28 protein-coding genes are annotated in these 23021 nt (G+C 39.6%); all 28 read right to left on the reverse strand.

All coding sequences use genetic code 11. The features are described from left to right. Nucleotides 1-37: 37 nt before the first annotated feature. The 28 genes from TOCE_RS06295 to TOCE_RS06430 all read right to left on the reverse strand — a co-directional run bounded on the left by TOCE_RS06295 (nt 38) and on the right by TOCE_RS06430 (nt 22947). The gene (locus TOCE_RS06295) at nt 38-409 is read right to left on the reverse strand and encodes a hypothetical protein (protein ID WP_013276056.1); all 372 of its coding nucleotides are present in this window, start codon (nt 407-409) and stop codon (nt 38-40) included. A 12-nt stretch (nt 410-421) separates the two neighbouring features. After that, entirely contained in the window at nt 422-775 is a 354-nt protein-coding gene (gene spoVAE, locus TOCE_RS06300; protein ID WP_013276057.1) for a stage V sporulation protein AE, read from the reverse strand. A gap of 22 nt (nt 776-797) precedes the next feature. Then, complete coding sequence (gene spoVAD, locus TOCE_RS06305) at nt 798-1808, reverse strand: stage V sporulation protein AD (RefSeq protein ID WP_013276058.1); 1011 nt, start codon at nt 1806-1808, stop codon at nt 798-800. A gap of 10 nt (nt 1809-1818) precedes the next feature. Next, nucleotides 1819-2271: a stage V sporulation protein AC gene (gene spoVAC, locus TOCE_RS06310; protein WP_013276059.1), complete on the reverse strand. Its 453-nt coding sequence runs from the start codon at nt 2269-2271 to the stop codon at nt 1819-1821. A 14-nt stretch (nt 2272-2285) separates the two neighbouring features. Further along, nucleotides 2286-2498: a dodecin family protein gene (locus tag TOCE_RS06315; protein WP_013276060.1), complete on the reverse strand. Its 213-nt coding sequence runs from the start codon at nt 2496-2498 to the stop codon at nt 2286-2288. After that, nucleotides 2495-2683, reverse strand: a complete 189-nt coding sequence (locus tag TOCE_RS06320) for a hypothetical protein (protein ID WP_013276061.1) — start codon at nt 2681-2683, stop codon at nt 2495-2497. The genes TOCE_RS06315 and TOCE_RS06320 overlap by 4 nt, the downstream gene beginning before the upstream one ends. 87 nt (nt 2684-2770) lie before the next feature. Further along, nucleotides 2771-3496, reverse strand: a complete 726-nt coding sequence (sigF, locus tag TOCE_RS06325) for an RNA polymerase sporulation sigma factor SigF (RefSeq protein WP_013276062.1) — start codon at nt 3494-3496, stop codon at nt 2771-2773. Between the two features lie 21 nt (nt 3497-3517). Then, nucleotides 3518-3949 carry an anti-sigma F factor gene (spoIIAB, locus tag TOCE_RS06330; RefSeq protein ID WP_013276063.1) on the reverse strand — a complete coding sequence of 144 codons (432 nt, stop codon included), beginning with the start codon at nt 3947-3949 and terminating at the stop codon, nt 3518-3520. A gap of 15 nt (nt 3950-3964) precedes the next feature. After that, the gene (spoIIAA, locus tag TOCE_RS06335) at nt 3965-4300 is read right to left on the reverse strand and encodes an anti-sigma F factor antagonist (protein ID WP_041423888.1); all 336 of its coding nucleotides are present in this window, start codon (nt 4298-4300) and stop codon (nt 3965-3967) included. Between the two features lie 112 nt (nt 4301-4412). Continuing rightward, nucleotides 4413-5585, reverse strand: coding sequence for a D-alanyl-D-alanine carboxypeptidase family protein (locus TOCE_RS06340; protein WP_013276065.1), 1173 nt, complete (start codon nt 5583-5585; stop codon nt 4413-4415). Nucleotides 5586-5644: 59 nt separating this feature from the next. Then, nucleotides 5645-6532, reverse strand: a complete 888-nt coding sequence (xerD, locus tag TOCE_RS06345; protein ID WP_041424123.1) for a site-specific tyrosine recombinase XerD — start codon at nt 6530-6532, stop codon at nt 5645-5647. A 58-nt stretch (nt 6533-6590) separates the two neighbouring features. Further along, nucleotides 6591-7217 (reverse strand): stage II sporulation protein M, encoded by a 627-nt coding sequence (spoIIM, locus tag TOCE_RS06350; protein WP_013276067.1) that lies wholly within the window; start codon nt 7215-7217, stop codon nt 6591-6593. Nucleotides 7218-7277: 60 nt separating this feature from the next. After that, nucleotides 7278-8450, reverse strand: a complete 1173-nt coding sequence (locus TOCE_RS06355) for an endonuclease Q family protein (protein WP_013276068.1) — start codon at nt 8448-8450, stop codon at nt 7278-7280. Continuing rightward, nucleotides 8450-8992: an NUDIX domain-containing protein gene (locus TOCE_RS06360; RefSeq protein ID WP_013276069.1), complete on the reverse strand. Its 543-nt coding sequence runs from the start codon at nt 8990-8992 to the stop codon at nt 8450-8452. Before TOCE_RS06360 ends, TOCE_RS06355 begins: the two co-directional genes overlap by 1 nt. Further along, nucleotides 8935-10086, reverse strand: coding sequence for a DUF3866 family protein (locus tag TOCE_RS06365; protein ID WP_013276070.1), 1152 nt, complete (start codon nt 10084-10086; stop codon nt 8935-8937). Before TOCE_RS06365 ends, TOCE_RS06360 begins: the two co-directional genes overlap by 58 nt. Before the next feature lie 21 nt (nt 10087-10107). Then, nucleotides 10108-10896 (reverse strand): MraY family glycosyltransferase, encoded by a 789-nt coding sequence (locus TOCE_RS06370; RefSeq protein ID WP_013276071.1) that lies wholly within the window; start codon nt 10894-10896, stop codon nt 10108-10110. 10 nt (nt 10897-10906) lie between these two features. Beyond that, nucleotides 10907-11620, reverse strand: coding sequence for a copper transporter (locus TOCE_RS06375; protein ID WP_013276072.1), 714 nt, complete (start codon nt 11618-11620; stop codon nt 10907-10909). Nucleotides 11621-11631: 11 nt separating this feature from the next. Beyond that, nucleotides 11632-12759, reverse strand: coding sequence for a putative cytokinetic ring protein SteA (gene steA / locus TOCE_RS06380; protein WP_013276073.1), 1128 nt, complete (start codon nt 12757-12759; stop codon nt 11632-11634). Between the two features lie 126 nt (nt 12760-12885). Next, nucleotides 12886-14346: an IS1182 family transposase gene (locus TOCE_RS06385; protein ID WP_425358461.1), complete on the reverse strand. Its 1461-nt coding sequence runs from the start codon at nt 14344-14346 to the stop codon at nt 12886-12888. Between the two features lie 138 nt (nt 14347-14484). Beyond that, nucleotides 14485-15315, reverse strand: a complete 831-nt coding sequence (locus TOCE_RS06390) for a phage major capsid protein (RefSeq protein WP_013276074.1) — start codon at nt 15313-15315, stop codon at nt 14485-14487. A 23-nt stretch (nt 15316-15338) separates the two neighbouring features. Then, nucleotides 15339-15941, reverse strand: a complete 603-nt coding sequence (locus TOCE_RS06395) for a DUF4355 domain-containing protein (RefSeq protein ID WP_013276075.1) — start codon at nt 15939-15941, stop codon at nt 15339-15341. 177 nt (nt 15942-16118) lie between these two features. After that, nucleotides 16119-17000: a minor capsid protein gene (locus TOCE_RS06400; RefSeq protein WP_013276076.1), complete on the reverse strand. Its 882-nt coding sequence runs from the start codon at nt 16998-17000 to the stop codon at nt 16119-16121. Further along, nucleotides 16993-18270: a phage portal protein gene (locus TOCE_RS06405; protein ID WP_013276077.1), complete on the reverse strand. Its 1278-nt coding sequence runs from the start codon at nt 18268-18270 to the stop codon at nt 16993-16995. The genes TOCE_RS06400 and TOCE_RS06405 overlap by 8 nt, the downstream gene beginning before the upstream one ends. Before the next feature lie 17 nt (nt 18271-18287). Next, nucleotides 18288-20075 carry a phage protein gene (locus TOCE_RS06410; RefSeq protein ID WP_013276078.1) on the reverse strand — a complete coding sequence of 596 codons (1788 nt, stop codon included), beginning with the start codon at nt 20073-20075 and terminating at the stop codon, nt 18288-18290. A gap of 543 nt (nt 20076-20618) precedes the next feature. Beyond that, nucleotides 20619-21011 carry a helix-turn-helix domain-containing protein gene (locus TOCE_RS06415; protein ID WP_013276079.1) on the reverse strand — a complete coding sequence of 131 codons (393 nt, stop codon included), beginning with the start codon at nt 21009-21011 and terminating at the stop codon, nt 20619-20621. Nucleotides 21012-21277: 266 nt separating this feature from the next. Further along, nucleotides 21278-21484, reverse strand: coding sequence for a hypothetical protein (locus tag TOCE_RS06420; protein WP_013276080.1), 207 nt, complete (start codon nt 21482-21484; stop codon nt 21278-21280). Nucleotides 21485-21553: 69 nt separating this feature from the next. Beyond that, nucleotides 21554-22333, reverse strand: a complete 780-nt coding sequence (locus tag TOCE_RS06425) for a hypothetical protein (RefSeq protein WP_013276081.1) — start codon at nt 22331-22333, stop codon at nt 21554-21556. A gap of 68 nt (nt 22334-22401) precedes the next feature. Further along, nucleotides 22402-22947, reverse strand: a complete 546-nt coding sequence (locus TOCE_RS06430; protein ID WP_148218395.1) for a hypothetical protein — start codon at nt 22945-22947, stop codon at nt 22402-22404. Nucleotides 22948-23021: the final 74 nt, after the last annotated feature.

The following is a 23021-nucleotide window of genomic DNA, read 5'->3' on the forward strand; positions in this document are numbered from 1 at the left end:
TTTTTGTGCTCCGGGAAAGGAATTTTTTCAATCGAATTCATTTTCCGAGGAAATAGAGTATCAAAATTCGTGCGATGCCTACCTTTAAAAAGAGAAAAGGCCAGGGCCTTTTATATGTTGCTGACGGATTTATTAAATCCCACAGAATTATTCCGTCTCTACCTTGAAGTCCTGCTCCGATCAATATCAAAACTAATGGGGAAAGATACGGCACCAAAATATTACCGCCGTAATAATTAATCGAACTGAAAATGCCTCCCGCAATAACCTCCGTTACCTGGGTGTTAAACACCATGGCTGTAAGTATGTCAAGGAAATTAGCAAAAAGGCAAATTAGAAATACACGGCCCATGTACACAGGGCTAACTATTAAAATTGTAAGTAACATCCCCACAATATCCAGAAACATTTTCTACCTCTTTTACTTGGGTCTCGGATTAAAGATTAATGCCATTAGATAACCGAACACCACCGCTGCCGTTATTCCTGCGGCAGCAGACTTTAAACCCCCGGTTAATATTCCTAAAAGGCCAGACTTATTAACTTCCTCTATTACACCTTTCACCAGCGTATGTCCAAAACCTGGTAACGGTACGGTTGCTCCGGCACCGGCAAAATCTACCAGAGGTTGATATAAACCTAGGCCGCTGAGGACCGCTCCTAGGGTTACGAACAAGACAAGTACATGGGCCGGAGCCAGGGGTGTAAAATCCATCAATATTTGTCCTAATGCGCATATCATACCGCCGATTATAAAAGCCTTTATATAATCCATCGCAAATCTCCTCACCGAAGGCTTATAAATTTTCCAAAGCAACTGCGTGAGCAATGCACGGTATGGTTTCGCCCTGCTGCACGCTCGTAGTGCTTAACAGCGCTCCCGTGGCAACAAGGAGGATCCTGTTGTACCTGCCCTTTTGCATTTCTTTATAAAGGTATCCGCAGGTAACTACGGCTGCGCACGCACACCCGCTGCCACCGGCGTGCACGTCCTGCTGGGGACTATAGATTAAAAGCCCGCAGTCGGTATACCTGTCAGAAATATCTATTCCCTTTTGTTTTAACAATCTTTCAGCAATATCTTTACCTACGCTGGCGAGATCCCCCGTTATTATAAGATCGTAGTCTTCCGGAGACCTATTTGAATCTTCCAGGTGTCTTACTATGGTGTCAACTGCCGCCGGCGCCATTGCGGTACCCATATCATTGGGATTGGCTTCGCCCATATCGATTACCTTACCTGTCGTCATGTAAGTAATCCTGGGGTTTTGGTCTTTAGATGAAATTACGGCGGCTCCAGCCCCGGTCGTCGTACGCTGGGCGGTAGGAGGCCTCTGATTTCCAAGCTCGAGTGGGAACCTATACTGCCTTTCAGCGGTACAGAAATGGCTCGAGGTACCCACTACCAGATTGTCTGCATATCCGCCGTCCACCAGCATTGCTCCGAGTCCCAGGCCCTCCGCCATGGTAGAACAGGCACCGTAAATACCGAAGAAAGGAAATCCCAACTCTCTCGCGGCAAAACTTGCGGCAATAATCTGGTTCAGGAGGTCACCGGCGATAAAATATTCAATCTGTTCGCCGGGGACCCCACTTTTTCTAATAGCCATTTCAGCCGCTTCTTTCAGCATTTTCTTCTCGGCTTTTTCCCAGCTTTTTTCTTGAAAATTAACGTCGCTAAGTATGAGGTCGAAATACTCTCTTAACGGCCCCTTACCCTCTACAGGCCCGACGATGGAAGCAGTTGCGATTATTGACGGGGGATTTTCAAATTTAACGGTTTGTTTGCCTAGTTTCTTCAAAGCCATTTTATCCCCCCTAAAGCTTTAATAGATAGTAAATAAGTCCGATGATTGCCGAGGATGTTATTCCATATACCAATACGGGGCCTGCTACTACAAACATTTTTGCTGCTACTCCGAAAACATATCCCTCTCTTTTGAATTCCATAGCCGGTGCCACGATGGAGTTGGCAAACCCGGTTATAGGTACAATTGAACCTGCCCCAGCGTTTTTGCCTATTCTGTCGTATATACCCAAACCGGTTAGAAAGGCACCTAAAAAAATCAGTGTAACCGATGTGGCCGCGGCGGCTTCTTTAGTTCTTTCAAGACCCAGGGAAACGTAAAGGTTTAATATTCCCTGGCCGATGGCGCATATCAATCCTCCTACAAGGAATGCCATTATGATATTTTGCAGATAGGGGGGTTTGGGCCTAATGTTTTTAACAAACTCCTGGTATTCCTTTTGTTCCTGTGTAAATTTTGGCATGGGATTTCTCCTTCTTATACTTCTGTGGTGCCTTCTACTTTGAAAGCGATGGCCACATCAGCTTTGTATTCTACTATTTTACCACCTTCAACGTTAGCAGTCTGATTCCGCACCTCAACACCCGTGATGTTTTTTATAGTCTTGCTGGCGTCGCGAACGGCGTTTTCTACAGCCTCCTGAAAACTATTTTTAGATTCTCCTACCACTTCTATAATTTTTACCGTCATAGCTCGCACCTCCTGACTTTAATTTCGATTTTATTTTCTCCTGTTGAAAAATCTTTATTCTCCAGGTGGCCGATTACGAGTTTAGCACTCTTGGGTATTCTGTCTCTTATACTTTTTGTATATATCATGCTTACAGCAAGTATTAATAACAAAACAAATGCTATTATAATCCAGTTCTTCTTCAATTTAGTTCACCTCAAAACTAGTATTTGTTTTACTTTGGAATCTTTATTCATACATAAAAAAAATAAGCCTCTTGTCTAAAAGGCTTTTTACAAAGTAAGCATATTCCTGATTTTGGCGAGTATCTTCCTCTCTAATCTCGAAACCTGGACCTGAGTTATCCCCAGAATTTTGGCAACTTCCGTTTGAGTTTTATCTTTAAAGTACCTCAGTATAATGATCTGCCTCTCGAGTTTATCCAGTTTTGACAAAGCCTCTTTGAGGGCGATGGTGTCAAGCCACTGGTTTTGGTGATGTTCATCGCTGTTTAACTGGTCCATATAGTAAATGGGAGAGCCGTCTTCCTGAAATGCCACATCATTTAACGAAATTATGGGCTGTGCAGCTTCAAGTCCTACCACCAATTCTTCGGGAGTAGCACCCAGTTCTTCAGCGAGTTCTGCTATAGTCGGTTCCCTGTTTAATTCTTTCGCCAGTCTTTCTTTTGCATTCTGAATTTTGATGGAAAAATCTCTTAAAGATCTGGTCATTTTTATGGGCCTGTCATCTCTTATGTACCTTCTTATCTCACCGATTATCATTGGGACGGCATACGTGGAAAATTTTACGTTATAGGAAAAGTCAAACTTTTCTATGGCCTTTAGTAGCCCGATACTTCCAATTTGAAAAAGGTCTTCAATCTCGTAACCCCTATTCGTGAATCTCTTGACTATACTCCAGACCAGGCCAAGATTCAAAGAAACCAATTCGCTTTTGGCTTCCTGATCTCCCTCTTTCGCTTTTTTTAACAATTCCATTGATTTATTGGAATCCATAGGCGTTACCCCAGACGAGTTTTATTTCTTATTTTTTATCGTCTTGTACATCTTAACAATTGTACCTTTGCCCGGCTCAGATTCAACTTCAAGCCTATCCATAAAATTCTCCATTATAGTAAATCCCATACCTGACCTGTCCAACTCCGGTTTGGATGTCCATAAAGGCTGTCTCGCCTTCTCTATATCCTCAATGCCTTTTCCCCAATCCTGCACCCATATTTCAATTTCGTTCTCATAAAGAAAAGCTTTTATTCTTACGATGCCAACGGTATTTTCATATCCGTGAATTATACAGTTGGTAACGGCCTCCGATACTGCCGTCTTTATATCCGCCAACTCATCCAGCGTAGGGTTCAACTGGGAGGCGAAAGCAGCGACAACCACCCTGGCAAAAGCTTCATTTTGCGATTTGCTTAAAAAATCAATGGTCATTTCGTTTAACATTTCCATAAAATCAATCACTCCCTACATTTTCTCAATGGCTTCTTTTTCATTATTGTAGCATTGTATAATGTTAAAAAGACCGGATATTTCAAAAATCCTTCTCACCTGCTGGCCAATATTAACCGCTCCTACTTTCCCTCCTATCCTTTGAAGGGACTTGTACCGTCCTATTAACATGCCCACGCCCGAGCTATCCATAAAAGTAACGTTTTTAAAATTGAACAGAATTTTCTTAAAGGCACGTTTTGCAAGGTACTCTTCTAATTTTTCCTTTACTAAATGTGCCATATGATGGTCCAATTCTCCTTTTAAATTAACTATAAGTATATCTTCGCAGGATTTCAAAACGACCCCCATTTCATTTCATACCCCCATCTCAGCTCTTATATATCAATCTCGAGCTAAGTATAAGTTTCTACAACAAAAAGGAAATTCCTGCTAAAATAAAAAAACGCACGGGCGTGCGTTTTTAAAAATAGAACCATCCTCCAAGCAGTCTTCTGAAGATATAGAACAAACCGGCTTTATCAATTTCTTCGGAAACTGTAAGTTCCACCTCTCCTATGATTTTCCCGTCCTGTTCTGCTATCAATTTACCTACTTTCTGCCCTCTTACAACGGGGGCGTATATTTTATCGGGCAATTCCAACCTCGTCTTTATCGCTCCTTCTTTTCCCTTTTCCACTAAAATACTTAGGTCGTCGGAGGCTACTACGTCAACTTCTTTCTTTACACCCTTCTCAACAGGAAGCCTCTTTAAAACTGAATTTTTTTTCGCAACCTGTACCGAGCTGTACCTCCCGAAACCGTAATCCAGCAGTTTTTTTGTATCTTCAAAGCGTTCAGCTGAACTTGGGGAATTTAATACAACGGATATCAAGCGCAGGTCTCCGCGCTTTGCGCTACCGGCAAAACAGTATCCTGCTTTTGCATGAAACCCCGTCTTTAAACCGTCCAACCCTTCGTATTTTCCCAATAGTTTATTTGTATTGGCCAGCATTGTGGCTTCGCGCTCTTTATCCGTGTGCTCCAGATAATCGATCCATACGGTAGACCATTCGAAGAATTTGGGGTATTTCACAAGCTCTCTGGACATCAGGGCGATATCGTAAGCTGTAGTATAATGGTTGGGATCGGATAACCCGTGCGGATTTGTAAAATTGGTATTGTTCATCCCCAGGGCTTTGGCTTTATCGTTCATCATCTTTACAAAGCCCTCGACACTGCCGCCAATATATTCGGCAACGGCAACTGAGGCATCATTAGCCGACGCTATTGTTATACACTTTAACAGAGTTTCTAGAGTCTGTTCCTCTCCCGGTCCCAAAAACACCTGACTTCCACCGGTCTTCCACGCCCTCTCGCTTATCTTAACTTTATCGGTTAGTTTAACCTTCCCCTGTTCGATCGCTTCGAGGGCCACAAGCAGAGTCATTATTTTGGTTATGCTGGCCGGCTCCAATTTTTCATGGGCATTTTTCTCATAAAGCACCGTACCCGTACCCGCATCTATAAGTATCGCCGAAGGGGATTTAATTTCAGGCAAAGGCTGCGCATATACCGTGAAATTGACGCTTATAAAAAAAATCAGGCTTAACAGGGCGATTTTCCGCCATCTATTTTTAAGTGCTAACGATATCACAACGTCATTCCTCCCTTCCACTCATAGATTTTCCGTTAGGGAGGAATGTTATTCATCGTTCAAGCTCTCGGGTGGGTTTTATCATAAACCTCTTTTATCCTCGTTCTCGTTATGTGTGTGTACACCTGAGTCGTAGATATATCGGCATGCCCTAGCATTTCCTGTACCGCTCTTAAGTCTGCACCGTTTTCAATAAGATGTGTGGCAAAAGAGTGACGCAGCGTGTGGGGAGTTATCACTTTATTTATCCCTGCTTTACGTGCATATTTTTTTATTATTTTCCAAAATCCCTGTCTTGTTAAAGCTTGGCCCATGTGATTCACAAAAAGGATATTGGTGCTCTTTCCTTTTAGTATCTTTTTTCTGACGTCGTTTATGTACTGCCGCAGGTAATTCACGGCGAAGGAACCTATAGGCACGATTCTCTCTTTGGAGCCTTTCCCCAAGCATCGTAAAAACCCCATATCAAGATTTACATCATCCACTGTCAGAGAAATCAATTCAGAAACCCTTATGCCGGTGGCGTATAATACCTCCAGCATTGTTTTATCCCTGAAGCCAAGCGGATTGCTGGTATCGGGCTGTTCCAGGAGTCTTTCTACTTCCTCTACAGTTAATACCCTAGGTAGCTTTTTTTCCAGTTTAGGGGTATCAAGATTTACGGTGGGGTCTTCTTGTATGTAACGTTCTCGTACCAAAAAATGATAAAAGGATTTAATTGCAGCACAGGCTCGCGAAATGCTGCTACTGGCTTTGCCGCTTTTCTGCATGAGCAAGAGATACGATATTATAGTGGTCTTCGATGTAAATTTGATATCCGGAATATGCTGGGATCTTAAAAAAACTAGGTAACTTTTTAAATCCCTTCTATAGGATTCAATTGTGTTGCGGGCAAGGCCTTTTTCAACACTTAAAAATTCTAAAAATTGTTTTAATAATTCCTCCATGCCGATCACCAATATAAAAATTCCATATTAATAATCTTTTCCCTTCATAAGTTATCCTTTATATATAAGGTGTTATAAGTTTAATGAATAGGGGCGAAATATAGCCCTCTATTAAACCCGCTATTATTAGAAAAAAGCAGAAAAACAGGCACGACAGCGTATAACTTAATAGCATGCTAAAATATCCATCGTAATACATTCTTCTCCGATTTTTAATTACTGTTACCGCAAAATGTATTCCCGTTACCCCCAGCGATATAATGGCCGGTATTATAATTATGTTTTGGGGAAGGATGGATAAAAGGGCGAAAACGCTCCCCTTTATACCGTATTCCACCACTAGAAACCCCACGGTAAAGCCTAAAATATATCCCCTGAAAAAAATCACTATCAATATTATAGGAAAACTAATAACTAGAAGGCCTGCAAGGCAGATCACCAATGCTGTTTTAAGGTTATTGAGCACCGATATATAAAATACCGAAGATGAATTTATGTCTATATTTTGCACGTTGGAAAAAAACAGTTCAATGTAATTTAAAAGATCCTGCCTTTGAGGGTCTGACAGTAATTTGGCCGACACGCTTCCTGCTATGACCCCAGCGACCAGAATAAAAGATAGAATTAAATAATACCCCAAATTTCTTTTAACGTAATCCGCAAGCTTTACAATTAAATAATTCAAAGGATATCTCCTCCCCCGTCCACTTATAAAATTTTATGCCGGGAGGAGATTCAATATAACTCATAACACTATTTTGCCGTAGACGCCCCCGCCGCCGACTTTAAGTTTCAATTTCCCTTCTCGAGCGGCAAGGACCTTTTCCGTCACAGCTTCCCCTACTACTTTACGGAGTTCTTCAGGATCAGAATGGTGGATGATATTCATCTCGTTGCCGAAAGCTTTTAACAGCCTTTCCAGCGTCTTTTTTCCTACCCCGGGTATGAATTCAAGCGGTACCTGATGGTAATAAGGAGGTCTTCCACGAGGATGAACGGCTTCATCATAATCGGCGATAAACGTTATCCTATCTAGAACTCCCATGACAACCTTTTCGCTCGAACACCGGGGACATTTACTAACCGGCGGCGGTTCCTCAGCTATATAGTTGCAGGAAAGACAACAGGTCCTGTGGTACTTTCCCAATCTAGGATCAAGACCGTAGTTGGCCAAGATCCTTCTTCGATTCGATTTACCTTCCAATGCTTCAAATAAATTTTCGAAATCCGGTGCGTCGAGCCGAACTATGTTGTATTCTCTACCTATTTTATTCAGGGAGTGGGCATCAGAATTGCTGACGAACTGCTTGCCGGAGAGTTCCTTTATTCTATCGGCCAGCTGCGTATCGGCGCTTAGCCCCAGTTCCACGGCTGTAACCTCGTTGAACCTTTCTTCAAAAGCCTCGGACATTCTTTCGTAACAGCTGCCGTAAAAACTTTTAAATGGGGTGAAGACATGAGCTGGAACAAGCTTGCCGCCCAAATCTTTGACTATGGAAAGCAGTTCCCTGGCAGACAGCCGGGCCTTCTGCGAACTCAGCCCTATATTATTAATAAATTTGCTCATAATATTAGAGAATCCTTCCATCTGTGCTATGCTCGGAAAATATGCGACGCTGTGGGCAACCCCTCCCCTTTCCTGGGTTTCTACTTCCGAGCCCAGGATTAGTGTTAAGTTCCCCCGGTAAGAAAGTCCGCCTTTCGAAAGCTCTATTAATTCTCCGGAATCGATCTTGTTTTTAATTTCTCTAAGAACGTATGGCGACGCGCAATCCACCAATCCCACAATATCTATGCCTTTTATTTCCATACATGTTCTAATAATACCATCGAGGGTCAGCTGCCGGGAAGCCGTTACCTTTACGGGCTTGCTGCAGGCCTGTCCGATGTGAACGTGTAAGTCTGCGAAATATTCCATTAAAATTCCCCTCTTAAATAGGAGCTTGCAAGAAAAAGTCCTACGATGGTCTTTGCGTCTTTCAGTTTCCCGCTGTACGCCATTTTTACTGCTCGTTCGAAGGGGATTTTTTCTATCTTAATATACTCGTCTTCATCGGCTTGTCCTGCCGCTTTTTTCAAATTCCGCCCTAAAAATAAAGACATTTTTTCATTGGAAAAACCCGGTGATGTGAAAAAGTCAGTGATATGTATAAGATTTTCCGCCATAAAACCTGTTTCTTCCATGAGCTCCCTTTGGGCGCAGGCTGTCACGTCTTCATTCTCCTCGAGCTTACCCGCTGGTATTTCAAGGAGCTCCTCTTCTACCGGTTTACGGTACTGTCTTACCATGAGAACGCTACCGTCGTCATCAATGGCCACAATCGCCACCGCTCCCGGGTGTTCAACGATTTCCCTGGTGGAGGTTCTTCCGTTGGGAAGTCTAACCTCGTCCAGCCGCAATTTTAATATTTTACCGGAAAAAATGTTCCTAGAGTTGATCGTAACCTCGAAAAAATCCATTCCCTCCAGCCTCCATCTCTCCTGTTCAGTATAATTTTCGCTGCAAACGTGCCGGCGGCACCGGCCGCTAGAAAAAACTCGGGATCCTCTTCAAATCTCCTGCTCATGGTTCTGAGTTCTATCCCCGAGGCCCTCAGCAGCTCTATCCCTCCCATGCCATCTTCCACTATTATACTGTGTTTTTTTGTAATACCGCAATTTTTAAGCTGAGTCATAACTACACCAAGCTTCCCGTCGTGCATCTTGGGAATCACCACAAAGGCTCTGGTCAGGGCAATTTCGAGCAGCGATGTTATAGTATGGTGGCTCACTCCTTGATGACGCTTTCTTTGGTCGGAAAAACTTATCCTCGGTATAACGATAGCGGTCCCATTAAGAATGTTGACCGCATTTATAATTTCTCCTTGTTCAAGTCCTGTATGGCCGTACTTAGTACCGGTTCCAACTATTCCGGGCCCCATTGCAACGACAGCAATATCGCATCCCGAAGCCCTAGCCGCCAGCAAACCCGAGTATATGTTGACCGCTTCCAGGTCGCCGCCGAAAGCGTGGCCTGACGTTACAGTTAAATCAAGGAGCTTTTTTTTCTTCAGTTCGTACACAGTTCGGCTGAAAAAGATTGGAAGCGCTCCCCCATCGGTCATGACGTACGCTATCTTAAGGGTGGGCGATTTTGCTTTTATAGCCGCACATGCAGGAGCCAGCATGCTGTGGAGCGAACCTATAATCACCGGCATACCATCTAACGACTCGGTTTTCATAAATTTATTCCGGAAGGGGCTTGCCTCTTCTTCCGCACTCAGGCATTTTATCTGAAAAGGAGTATACCTGAGTTTCATAATATGACCCGGTCCACCCGCCTCAAGCCGGTTAACGGAATGATTGTATATTACAAAATGAAACCCGCCTGTTCCCAGTTTCAAAAAAAGGGCGGTAGTGTTGAGAAGGACCTTGTCGCCTTTTCGGCAGTTACCTGTAAGATCCGGGTAGTTTATCGCTTTATTCTTTTCTCCATCTACTTCTACAAGAAGCTCCTGTACTCCCGGCCTTTCTTCCAGAACGTCGAGAACTACTCCCTCTCTTAATCTTATCATATATTTCCCCTTCATACATCATTAAATTTTTTTTCTAATCATACTTAATCTCTCAATTATCCTAGAAATGGAATAGTATTCCGCTAGCAGATGGATTCCGATAAACAAGGCGAGAACACTCATCCTTACGTTATATGAGGCACCCCAGGCAATCATTACACCCAAGCTCATCCCCAGGACGTTGGCGCCTGTATCTCCCATCATTACTATTTCCATGGAATCGTAAAATAAAAACACCAAAGCCGATGCAGCGAGTGGCAACAACCATGGAATCAAATACGTATTATTTGTGAATATAAAGTATAAGCACAAAATTCCTGTTGAACACAAAAAAAATCTGCAGGCTCTTCCGGGCCTTAAGTCCATCAGATTCAGCAAATTGGCTGCAAGAGCTATTATGAGAGCGTTTACCACCACTTCAAGCGGGGAACCACCCTTTTTTAAAGATATTAAATAGGCTACTGCAAATCCCAATACAGCTTTTAAGGATCCAGTAGTAATCCGGCCCCGAAGCAATTCGGAAAAATGCCCCTTCAGGCCTTTGGCAGTGTTGCTTCCGTAGACATCATCCATTAAACCCGAAAAGCCCATACCTGCTGCGGCAAGTATTAAAGATTCTGAAACAGGGTGATATTTAATGATCAAAGCATTAAATATATTCGTCAAAATTGCAACGATAACGAATACTACACCTCCTGCGGTTATAACTTGTCTATTCCTGTAGTTAGTCTTTTTTACGGCCTTTTCCCATGTGCGGAAATTTTCAAGAAACAACAAAGTTATCAGTATAGATAAAAGTATCGCTGACAAAGTCGACACCTCATAAGTTATTCATTAAAGAAATTATCATTTTGTACTTGCCAATCGCCGTATCAATGTTATCGATATAAAATAACCTATCACTATCCTTTAAGTCCAGCTTCGGTAAATTCGAAGTTTGAACTAGAGCTACCGGTTTTAGCTTGACCAATTTTCCAACAGCAGAGAGCGGATTATTTTTATCATCGTTCCTTATTAGGACTATGAAATCAAAAAGATTATCGTAAGTTCCGATAAATTTTATTAAACCAGCCTCTTTCAGATATTGAAGTTTTTCGATATTTCCAGTTGCGAAAGCTTCTGCAAAAACATCAAGGTCCGAAGAGTCTAGCTCTTCGTTTACTTTCGTAATGAGTTGGATTTGAGCTCCAGCTTTTTCCAGGTAGTCCACGATTTCATCTGATTTATCAGAGCTTCCGAGTTCTATTATTAACGCCTTTTTGCCTTGAAGCCGCCCAGCAAGTAATATATCAAAACTTTGATCAAGAAATTCATATTCTCTTTTTTGTCGCTCGATAAATAACGCCAGTTGCCTTTCTTTCATTCTACTACTTTCCTTAAGCCGGTTATAGTTTTCTTCCAACTGATCTATAATTATTTTCTGCTGCTTTACGAGCAGTTTGTCGCTGTTGGCAGTAAAGCCTATGGCAATTCCTATGCCCAGGGCAAAGAAAACCGCAATCAAAAGAATTGTCATGTGCTTTATGTTGTACAATAAAATCACCTCTACAAAAAACCAATCATTAACTTGACTTTGAGGAGTATAAGCCTCAACAAGTGCCTAAAAGCAGGAGACGTTGTACCTAATATAAAAATCGGAAAAAAGGCGGCTACAAATAAAGCCGCTATATAATTTATCTTAATCCCTCCTTTGTAGAGCTTGTTTACACCTTTGGCGTCGATTAATATATGCCCGACCTTTAGACGAACTAAAAAAGTGCTGGCCATCCCCTGGCGACCTTTTTCTAGAAAATCAATGATATTATTGTGAGTGCCTACCGCCACTATCAAATCTGCACCGCTGTGGTAAGCTAAAAGTAATGCCGCATCCTCGCTTGTACCCGTTACCGGCATTATATGATAATCAAGGCCCAGCTTTTTTACCCTGTCGAGCCCGGGTGCCCTGCCGTCGGGATAAGCATGAACCACTATCTCGGCACCACACATGAGTCCTTTATCGCTTATACTATCCATGTCACCTATTATGACATTCGGTTTCAATCCGAACTCTAACAGAGCGTCTGCCCCGCCATCTACGCCGATAAGAACCGGTTTTATTTCTTCTATATACGATCTCAAAGTTAAAAGATCTTCCCTGTAATCTTTCCCCCGTACAACAACCATAACGTGCTTTCTATGCATGTCGGTCTTAAGTCGAGGCACCGTATAATCCGACGATAAAAGTGTCTTTTCACGGCGAATATACTCAAGGGTATTTACGGCGAATTTCTCTAATTCTTTTTCAAAATTTGCTTTTGCTTCCTCAAGTTTAGAGCTTATCAAATCTTGACTTAAAATCACGCCTTTACAAAGAAAGCGGCCGTTTACTGTTATTTCTCCGTTTTCTTTTATTTGCACTATATCCCCATCGCGTATCGAGTCAAATAACTCCTCCTCAGAGACATCTACAACCGGTATTCCGGCATCTAGCAACATTGCAGGCCCTTGGTTGAAAAACCGGCCGCTCATTGACGGTTGAAAGTTAATTACACCTTTGACTTTAGATTTAACCAAGTTTTTGGCGGCCAATTCATCTATGTCTTTGTGATAAATTACAGCTATCTCGCCGGGTTTTAGCCGCTGTAAAAGTTTTTTAGTTTTCCTGTCAACTACAGCTCTACCAACAGCACCCATAAAAGACACCTTTTGAAAAGCTTTCAAGCTTTTTGGAATCGATTTTACCTAATCTTAGTATTTCCCACCAGTAAAAATAAAACACCCCTAAATTTGGGGTGTTACAGCTTGTAGACAAAGCCGCTTTTAGGATGCATAACCTAAAAGCGGCTTTTTGTTGAAGGCGAAGAAAATTTTTAAGAAAAACGAATGTAAAGCGGGGACTGTTGGCGGAAACGTTCCCCGTCTTTTCTTCCATAAAGCCAGCTTTTTTAAATTCATGCATGCGAAAAGAAGCGTGAGGTAATGTCCAACTTTCCTCAAGCCTCGTAGATTTGTATAGCGCATGCCATGCTTTTCCTTCGCATCGGCAAATACCCGCTCGATGGTCTGGCCGCGCATTTTGTATAGTTCTTTACCCCATTGGGTGTGTCTTATATCTTCCGCTATTTCTATGTAATGCTCCCATATATGCCGAGTTATGATTTTTGTGTAATTTTTACTTTTGGTGCACTGTAGGCGCATGGGACATTTACAGCATATTTGGGGGTTGCTCCTATATTCCCGGTATCCCGCCCGGTTGGTGGTGCTGTATTCTAATATTTGGTTGTTGGGGCATATGTAACAATCATAATATTCGTCATAGACGTATTCGCGTTTTTTAAAGTAGCCATCTTTGGTCATCGGCCTCTTGTAGGGCATAACGGGAAGCGCTCCTGCCTCAATGATTTCTCTGCATATCCCGGGGGTTTTGTAGCCTGCATCAACCACTACCGCCTCTATTTTAGAAAATTTATCGTTTACTTCTTGAAATAAATCGGAGAATACCTGGCTGTCATGAACATTTCCAGGTGCTATTTTGACACCAAGGACAAAGTTGTTCCGGTCACAGGCTACAGAAGCTGTGTAGGCAAAGCAGCGCTCTTTTTCCCCTTTTTGAAACATCCCACTTTCAGGATCTGTGGTGCTTACCCTGACTTTTTTAGAGCTATTTTCTCCTTTGTTGTTATCGTCATCATCATCTTCTTCTTCAAAGGGCTTTTTACCGTTTGCTTCCCGTTCGGCGTTGATTTCTTTTAAAAGTTCTTCCTTATATTTTTGAGTCCGTTGCTTAGCGACTTTCTCGATATATTTATTCTTATTGGCACTGGCTTTTATGTGAGTAGCATCGATAAATACTGCATCTGTTTTAACAAACCCGCATTCTATTGCTTCCATCAACACCCGCTCGAATATCTTTTCAAATAGATCACTTTCCTTAAACCGCCGTTCATAGTTTTTTCCAAAAGTTGAAAAGTGAGGTATTTTTTCTTGTAATCCATAGCCTAAAAACCAACGGTAAGCTACATTGACTTCTACTTCTCTGATGGTTTGGCGCATGGAGCGGATTCCATACAATGCTTGGAGCATGAGTAGCTTAATTAACACTACCGGGTCAATACTAGGTCTTCCTGTATTTTCGCTATATAGGTCTTTTACTTCTTCATATATGAAACTAAAGTCGATGCTTTCTTCTACAGCTCTAAGGAGATGGTCTTGAGGCACCAGGCTATCGATGCTTACTAATTCTACTTGCTTTATTATTTCTCTATTTTTCTTCGTTAACATTTCATCGCCCCACAATATTTTTGTATCTTCTTTAATTTTACTAAAAAGCTGATGATTTTTGTACTACCTTTTGCAAAAAAAGACTGTCGACAGTTACTTTGTCGACAGTCTGAGAAGGGGAATAAATCCCCTTCTTCATTAGGCTCTGTTGCAGGTCATAACTGCTATAGCGTTCGGTTTTATTACTTTTGCGCCATACAAAGCCAAGCCTTTTACGGCATCGGCGAAGGATTTTTCCGGCCTGTAGGCTTCTATGCTGTTGATAGCCCTTACGAAAGCGATAGCACCACGATAGCCAGCCATTATCTTGTATTTCTGACCGCCAACGTTAGGAACATTGTTGGATTCGTATATAGTAGCACCGTCAACCATTCCGATTTCACCGGTTATGAGCACATCGGTTTTAGAAGTAAACCTCGGGTCTTTCTTCAGAAGCCCTGCAAACCAGGAAGGAACAACTACAAACCTGCCGTTTTTGGGTACATTGGCTTCGTCTAGTTTTACAAGCAAATCCACCAAATAATCATAAGCATTATCTTTAGTAGGCACTATGGGACTTTCGTCACTGCCAATGGTATTGCCAGGAGCAACCTCAGTGTAAAGCGAAGCGATATATTGATCCATTGCATCCGCTAAAGCATAAGCGGCCTCCTGCATGGCAGCGTCTACAAGGTTTACATTCATTTGTGCCTTATCTACATCATCTACTTTAAAATTGAAATACTTTGCTTGGTCTATAACAAGAGTGGTCTGATAAGAATCGAGTTCTTGAGGATCACCAATGCCGGTATTCTTATCATAGTCACCAATATTGATAGAACCAATAGAATTGATTTTTACAGTAGAACCCTTACCAACTATTTCCCCTTCATAATCAGTGTTTACAATATTACCATATACCAAAGCCTTCCTTAAATTTTCATTAAGCCTTGCACTCCATATTGTCGCTATAAAATTCTGTACACTCATTTAAAACACTCCCTCTCATAAAATTAATATTGAATTTTGAATTTTCCCCAATATTTGTTAATCTCTTCTTCAGTCATATTTTTTAAATCATCTTTGGTAAAAACTCTGGTTTGTGTTTCTGTTTCTTTCGGTGGCTGATAAGTGCCTTTAAGCCTCTGCTGCACTATGTTATTAACCGCCTCATTAAAAACCCTTTCGAGTTTCATAAGATTATCTGTAGTAGTGCGTTCATCTTCTCCCACGAAGAAATCAATTATTTCTGTAGGCAAACCTCTTTCCTGCGCTATTTTTAGTGCTTTATTGGTTAAATCTTTCCTCAATGCTTCTGCCTTCATCTTCTCGAATTCAGCCCTGAGTTTAGCAATTTCAATGTCTTTCTCATCCTTTTCAGGATACCTACGCTTAATTTCCTCATCAATGAGTTTTTGAAGGTTATTGCTTTTCCATTTCTCAAGCCCTTTCTGTAGGTGTTTGTCTCTCTCAGAATCAAACCAAGACTTAAATTCAGGATTTTCATTCACTAGCGACTTCACTTTTTCCAAAGTAATGAACCCGCTAATGAATGATTTTACTTCATCCTTGTCTTGATTAGCCTCAAGAAAAGCCTTTACTTCTTCTAGTGTCATGCTAACCTCTCCTTTTTGCCCCCAGAACAGGATTAATCCTCCTCTGGACGCAATTTTTTGGTTTATAAATTAAAAAAAAACGCCTCCAAATTTCGTTTTAAAGGCGTTTTTTCTATGAGGGGATATAAAACTATTACCTTTCAAAAAAAATCCTCTAAAAAGTGCCTTTTTGTGCGTTTAAAACGATTTTGATGCTTGCCAATCTTCATAAGATTTATAATCTATTATTTCGCCTGTTTCCTGATCCCTTCTTTGTGACGGATTCCACCCCTCCACAACAGGAACTAATGTCGATCTGCAATTTGGATGAGTATCTTCAGGTATGTTTGGCGCATCATCTAGATCAAAATATTTTCCGTCTAGATTTTGGCATATTTGCGAAGTCCTGTCGTCTAAAGTGGCAGAAAAAAGAACTTTTTGCACCACACCAGAACTTTTATAAACTTCTTTTTGTGCCTGCGTCATACATCTTGCCATTTCTGTATTGATTATTCTTTTGGCTTCATAAGCACCTGAACCCATTGTCTGCGCTATATCTTTGCTTAATTTATCAATGGATTTGCCCTGAATCATGCCATCTTCAAGGTTTTTACGGAGGTTTTTCACTAATTTTTCTTTGTTGTCCCATATTCGGTCGCTAAAAGTTTTACCTTCAATGGGCATTTTCACTGCTTTTTCAACGAATTCAGGTCTTAAAATAGAATAATCTATGCTTACATCAACGCCTTTTTCAATAACATTTGCAGTGCGGTAAAAACTTTCTTTATATATGTCTTTCAGTATTTCCGTTGTTTTTTCATCCTCAATTTGCCCTAATTCTCTAGCCATCTGAGTTAATTTTTTTTGCATTTGTATTAAAACTGCATATCTTTGCTGGTCACTAACACTCAAAACCCCGTCTTTAGCATATTTAGCAAATATCTTCCCTAACTCTCCCCTGATGTCGTTAAGTGCTCTTTTATATGCCTGAAGTATTGGTAAACTGTCTTTATTAGCCTTCCTCTGCATTTGAATATGTATTTTTTCTATTTCCTTCTGCAATTGTTTTTGTTTATCCATTTTCTACACCATCCGGTATACTATCTAAATTAATACTCATAACTTCTTCTTGCTCTTTGCGGAGTTTTGCAATTTCTTCTTTGGGATTGTCAACAAAACTCAATTGAGCAAGTGCGGTTTCTGTTGAAAGTTTACCGTTAAGTTGTGATATTATCTGAGCAGTCATGAGATCATCCTGCGGTATGTTCGGAGTAAACTTAATTTTTACATCTCTATAGTCAAAATTCTGGCCGGTTTTGATTTTCAGGTATTTAAATAAAAACTTTAGTCTTGTTTTCAGTGCATCAGCCAAAGCATCAGCGTTTAATTTGCACTTATTTTCAAGGGAAATAAGCCTAGTCCGCAAAGCCAGCGAACTTGTGTTGCTAGAAAGTTTCTCATTAGCATTTATATGGTTTGAAATCTGATACATTTTATCTTCAAGGGTTTTTAGCGTATTCTGTATAAAAGCGTCATTAATATTTTTAGTAAGCCAGCGCACATCTCCACCCTGCGGAACTTTCATTGCTCCTAACTGTTTCATGGCTGCAAGGTCGTCTGCGCTAATTTCTGCACCCATAATCATGAGATAAGCGTTGCGGAAGTCGGAAATTTCATTGGAAATATCACTTAAATTAGTCTCGTAAGCGTCCTGTAACCCCTTTAGGTCGTTAAAAAGTGTATCAAATTCTTTTTCTTCCGCTATGCTGCAAATAGCAACCGGCACTTCATCGAAAATATGAGTATCTTCGCCGATATAATTAATATCCGAAATACCCGAAACGGTGTAATGTTCTACTTTCCCAGGGTAGTAAACATCAAGATACTGCGTTTCGTCAAATTTTTTCTTGAATAAAACTAAAAACATTTGCACATTGCCGTAGTCATCGAGTAATGCATAAGAATTCAATGGACTATATATCTGCGCTGAGAATAAACCGTCTTTATCCACGTAATATAATTCGTACGCTTCCCCGAAGGTGAGCATTTTTTTGCATAAATTCTGGTCGTGTTTTTCGCTCCAGTGTGCAAGATTTTGTGTTATAGCATTGATTATATCCTCGTTGCCGGATTTTGAAATATAAGTAACCTTATTACCGACAATGTAGGAAACTTCTTCTTTAATGAAGGTTTTAATAAAATTGCAGTTTACTTTATTATTAGTGCGGTTGGTGATCATTTGATAATTAAGCATAGCATCGGTTTTTCCCAGGTAGTAGTTATACATCTTCTGAAACTTAGGCAAATTAAGGAAGTAATCTTCCAAACAAGACTTTATTAAGGTTTCCATTGTCGCACCACCTTATTTTATAAACCTAATAATCGTCTGTCGAATACCTGAATTTTCTCAACTACTTTAATGTCATCTATCCTTAAATCTAACTCAGCCACACAGTCAGCGGCGTCATCATGCCCTATACCTTCGCCCTGATATTCCAAAATCTGGTTATAGAAGTCCTCATCTTCCTGGTTAAAGATGATAAAGCCATTGTTTACTTTCCCTGCAATAGCCCGGATTTTATTTTCTTTATTTTTCTTTTGGTATTCATTGATAAAAGTAATATTTCTATGGCGTAATTCATCGTCATTTCTTATTAACTCTTGCAATCGTTTTACGTCACTACCGTTGAAGGTGTTTTTTTCGATAAAAACATGAGTAATATCAGGGTATTGCTTGAGCAACTCAATTACTTTTGCTATGTATTCGTCAAAATCTACCTTCAAAAGCAAGCCTTTTCTGATATACCTATAACCATTACTATCTTTTGAGCCAACACAGATAGCGGTAAAGTCGTTGTTTTTGCCAGTATTAACAGCGCAGTCAACGCACATCATGGTCTTTTCAAAAACATGGCTTTCTATTTCTTCTGGGGTTTCGGTTTTTATAGTAAAGAAACACTTTTCCCCGATGTGGGTAGCGTCATTCATTATTTCACTTTTGAAGGCAATAGGATCAGAATAATACATTAGTGCTAAATCTATGCAGGTATATTTCTCCGGCCAAAGCCTCGGGAATGTCATTTCTTTTTCATACGCATAAAAATAATCCCTAGCGTCTATTTGAGCATAGGGATTTTTATTATCGAAGTATATTTTCTTAAATTCAGCCCAGTAAGGATTATGATTGAAATAGTTATCCACATCAAAATTTTCCAGCGGAATACCTCGTTTTAAAATACTGTAGTATGTTTTATCGTTTAGCAAACGTGAAATAAAATCGTTCTCGGCAAGCACAGTGCCGATAATTACGTATTTGCTGCCAGGTTTTATTTTCACGCCATCCCTATATACAGGAGTATCACCGGCATAGAGAACATCTTTTTGAAAGGTCTCATATTTTTTATCCTTCGCCTGGTCATTTAAGCAGTCATCCAATCCAACTATATCATCACAGATAATAAATTGAGGTCTTTTGCCTAAGTGTTTACGTCCTCTCATGCTTGACGTGCTAGATATTGCTTCAATTTTTGTGTTATTAGTTAAGTGTAATTCGTTAGCATTAACCGTAAAATTTTTGGTGTCTATTAATTCTCCAAAGGTTTCCTTAATATATTCATTATTTTCTAAAGCGGAACGCACATCAAACACAAATTTTTGAGCGTCTCTTTCAGTTTTACCCTGCACTATGGTATAAAAACTTTTACCATAGCAATGTAACCATATTACAGTAGCATAAGTTACTACAGTGCTTTTGGCGTGGCCTCTAGGTAAGCATAGGACTAATTTATCAAATTCGTCTTTGAGTATCATTCTTTCTAGTGTATTCCATATCTCATGGTGGAATGGTGCTAATGGTCTGGCATCGTTATTTTCTTTAACCCTAAAAGTATCCTGCAAAAAATAAAGGCAAAAAAACTCAATACTTTCTGCGCCTACAGCGTAAGCCAATCCATGATAACCAAACAGATTTTCTTTGTTTTTTTGTATTATTTTTTTCGCTATTTCCTCGGTTTTTTGTTGAGGAAGGTTTCGCTTTGCGGTAATGCTTTTAGTTAAGTATTTTAGTAAAAGTTCTATATCTTCTTTTGTGGGTTGCACTGCCATATTATCACCAACTTTTAAAAAAAGTTCAGGGAGGGAAGAACCCCTCCCCATAGACGGAATCCTCGCCGTCCCAGGCGGTTTTACTTTTTGGAGGAAGGAGGAGGCAGGAGTCGAACCTGCTAGAAACTGCCAAACTTACCCTTATGGCTGCTTGCCGATGTTTTGATGTATAGTAAGGCCCTGTTGCTACCTCGAAGGTTAAAAATTACATAAAAAATTTGTAGAGATAATCCCACCCCATTTTCTGACAATTCAAAAAAGAAGGGTGGGGGGTAAATTTTCTTAACATTCTCATAATGAATAATATACAAATTACATTTACCAATAATTGTAATTGAGTCTATGATAATAAACCTTATCATAGACTCAACGTCCGATAATATAACACTATGTTAAATGATAAAAATTCTCACGATAGCCTTCTAATCCTTGATTTTATTGAAACTGTTATATTCTTCCATCATAATTATTAATTATTTTTCATTTATATACAGGTTCGATTGTATATCTATCCATTTTTCTAGTGTTTAAACTAGATAAAACTCAAATTTTATTCAAATCTGAAATTTATTTTTATGTGAGTTTTTGTAGGTTTTATTCATCCAAAACCTCATCAATGAGATCATTTAAATCTGCTGCGGAGTCTTTATTTGGATCATTCATATCCACGCTAACTTTTGTTGAAGGTTTGCCCAATTGCCTATCAACCCAGTATTTGAGCAGGTCTGCTTTAACTTTATCGCTCTGGCTTTTTTCTATTAAGGCCCATATCTTATATAATGCTTCAGGCAATTTGGAATTGATAATCTTCTCTGCCTGAGCTTTATTTTCCTGTAAGCGTTCGTCAAGCGCTGCCTTAAATTCAGGATTCTTCAACCAATCATATATCGCTTGTCTGCTTCTCCCTATTTTCTGTGCTATTTCAGTAATACTCATGCCTGCAACTAAATATTCAATACACAATCGTTTCTGTTCATCTATTATCATTGTTAACTTTCACCACCTTTACAGTTTACATTTATTATATCATACTCCCCAGGGGTATATTACAAATCCATAAAAAAAGCAAAGGATATAAATTCATACCCCCTGCCTATATCCATCGAAACAATTTCCACAACAATCTTCCCTTTATCTTATTTTTAGCCCTTCTCGCTATTTTTTTAGGATCACCGCTTACAATCGCTTCAATATCTTTTGCGACACTAGCAGCACGGTTAATTTTTCGTAATATCTTTTTCCAGGACATATTATCACCTATTATCCAATACTATTATCAATTTTCTAGTATCAATATCAAATACCCTTTCAATAACTGGTCTAAAACTTACCCGATCATTAATTGGTATTATAACTGTATTAGAATTTAATAAAGCAAATAATTCATCGCCACTTAAATTTAATTCTTGTATTTTATCATATTTTTGGGTATCAATTTTAAGTTGAATTTCAACTAACATCCTCCCCCTCCTTTCTGGGAATAAAATTCCACAAAAGAAGGGAATTTCCTGCCATTGTTGAAAAATTTTTTATACAGCCACGGAATATTTTATTTTGTTTCTGCCCACTAAAGCCGCCGAAAAAATTTTACCGCCAATGGTTGATATTTTGGCGGTTTGAGGTATAAAATAATAATAGGGAAGGAATTCTATATCTGGTAATGTTAAATCTAAATCAAATAACTCGCTTAATTCGGCAAGCCTTATATCGCTTGCTAATTTTTTATCTTTATCTATCCAAATTTTACCATTTAGGTTATATTTCTTTTTGACTTCTTCAAAGTCTTTAGGTTTGTACCTACTCAAAATTTCCTCAAATTCTTTCATTTCAAGCACGTTGAGGTAATGAGCGTGAGAAATGATGTCATTAAAATATTGCGAATAGTAACCTAGATAAAATGAATCTATAGCCAACAAAATCATTTTGGCTTCTTCGCTTTGGGGTAAAGGTATATCATAGTAACTCCAAATTTCAAGCAATGTGCTTCCTGCATACTTATCGAAGTAATTTTCGTGGCTAATACTATCAATTATATTCAAGTTCGCTGCTTCAGGATTATAAAAAGGGGTAACATGATTACCCCAACACTTACCACGTATTAAATCTATATCTACTGCAATCGCTTCATTAATTGCATTTTCGGTTTTGTAAAGACAATTGAAATCATAAAAGTAATTGATTTTATATCCTTTTACTTTCTCTAGTAATTTACACGAGAATAGCGAATCAATATCATTACTTAAACACAAATCAAAATATTTATCGCTTTTCGTCCATTCTGGAAATTTGGCTTTGTATTCTGCTCGCATAGTGCTTCTCTCCTTTGTTTGTTTTTTTGTTTGATAATAAAAAAAGCAAGGGTGAAAATACCCTTGCTTTAATTTTCTTCATCTTCTAATATTCCATCGGGGATTTCCCCATATTTAAAATCAAGGGGATAATTTTGGCTCATGATTACATAGGGATAACCTTTTTCTTTGATGAATAGTTTTCTTTTTAACTTTTTATTTGCTCTCACTTTTTTTAGATTATACTTTTCGATAACTTCGCCAAGAATCCGCTTTAGGTTTACTTCTTTTTCTTTTCCCGCAAGTTTCAAAATGTCCTTTTCAGTAGCATAACCTTTTTCATTAATAAAATCCAAAATCAATTTTTCTAAATAAAACGCTGTCCTTTCATTTTTTCTGGGTATTTTTTTGGTTTGCATTTGCGGATATACTCTATTTGCTTCTTCCTCGCCAAAATTTCGCAAAATCATTTCTCGACTAATACCTTTCATAGTGCAATGTTTTTCTTTCCACGTCATTGCTCTTTTTTCTGCTCGTTCTATAATGTCCCAACAATAAGAAGGAATTGAGTAAAATGACGTCAAGTTTTTCTGGTTTTTGGTTTTTGCTTGTCTAATCGCTTCCGCAAGTGTCACCGCCGGTGTATAATTGACCCAGGAGCAACGAAAAGGAATTGACCCACCCCCTGGCGAAATATCCCTCTGATACC

The sequence above is a fragment of the Thermosediminibacter oceani DSM 16646 genome (assembly GCF_000144645.1).
Lineage (GTDB): Bacteria > Bacillota > Thermosediminibacteria > Thermosediminibacterales > Thermosediminibacteraceae > Thermosediminibacter > Thermosediminibacter oceani.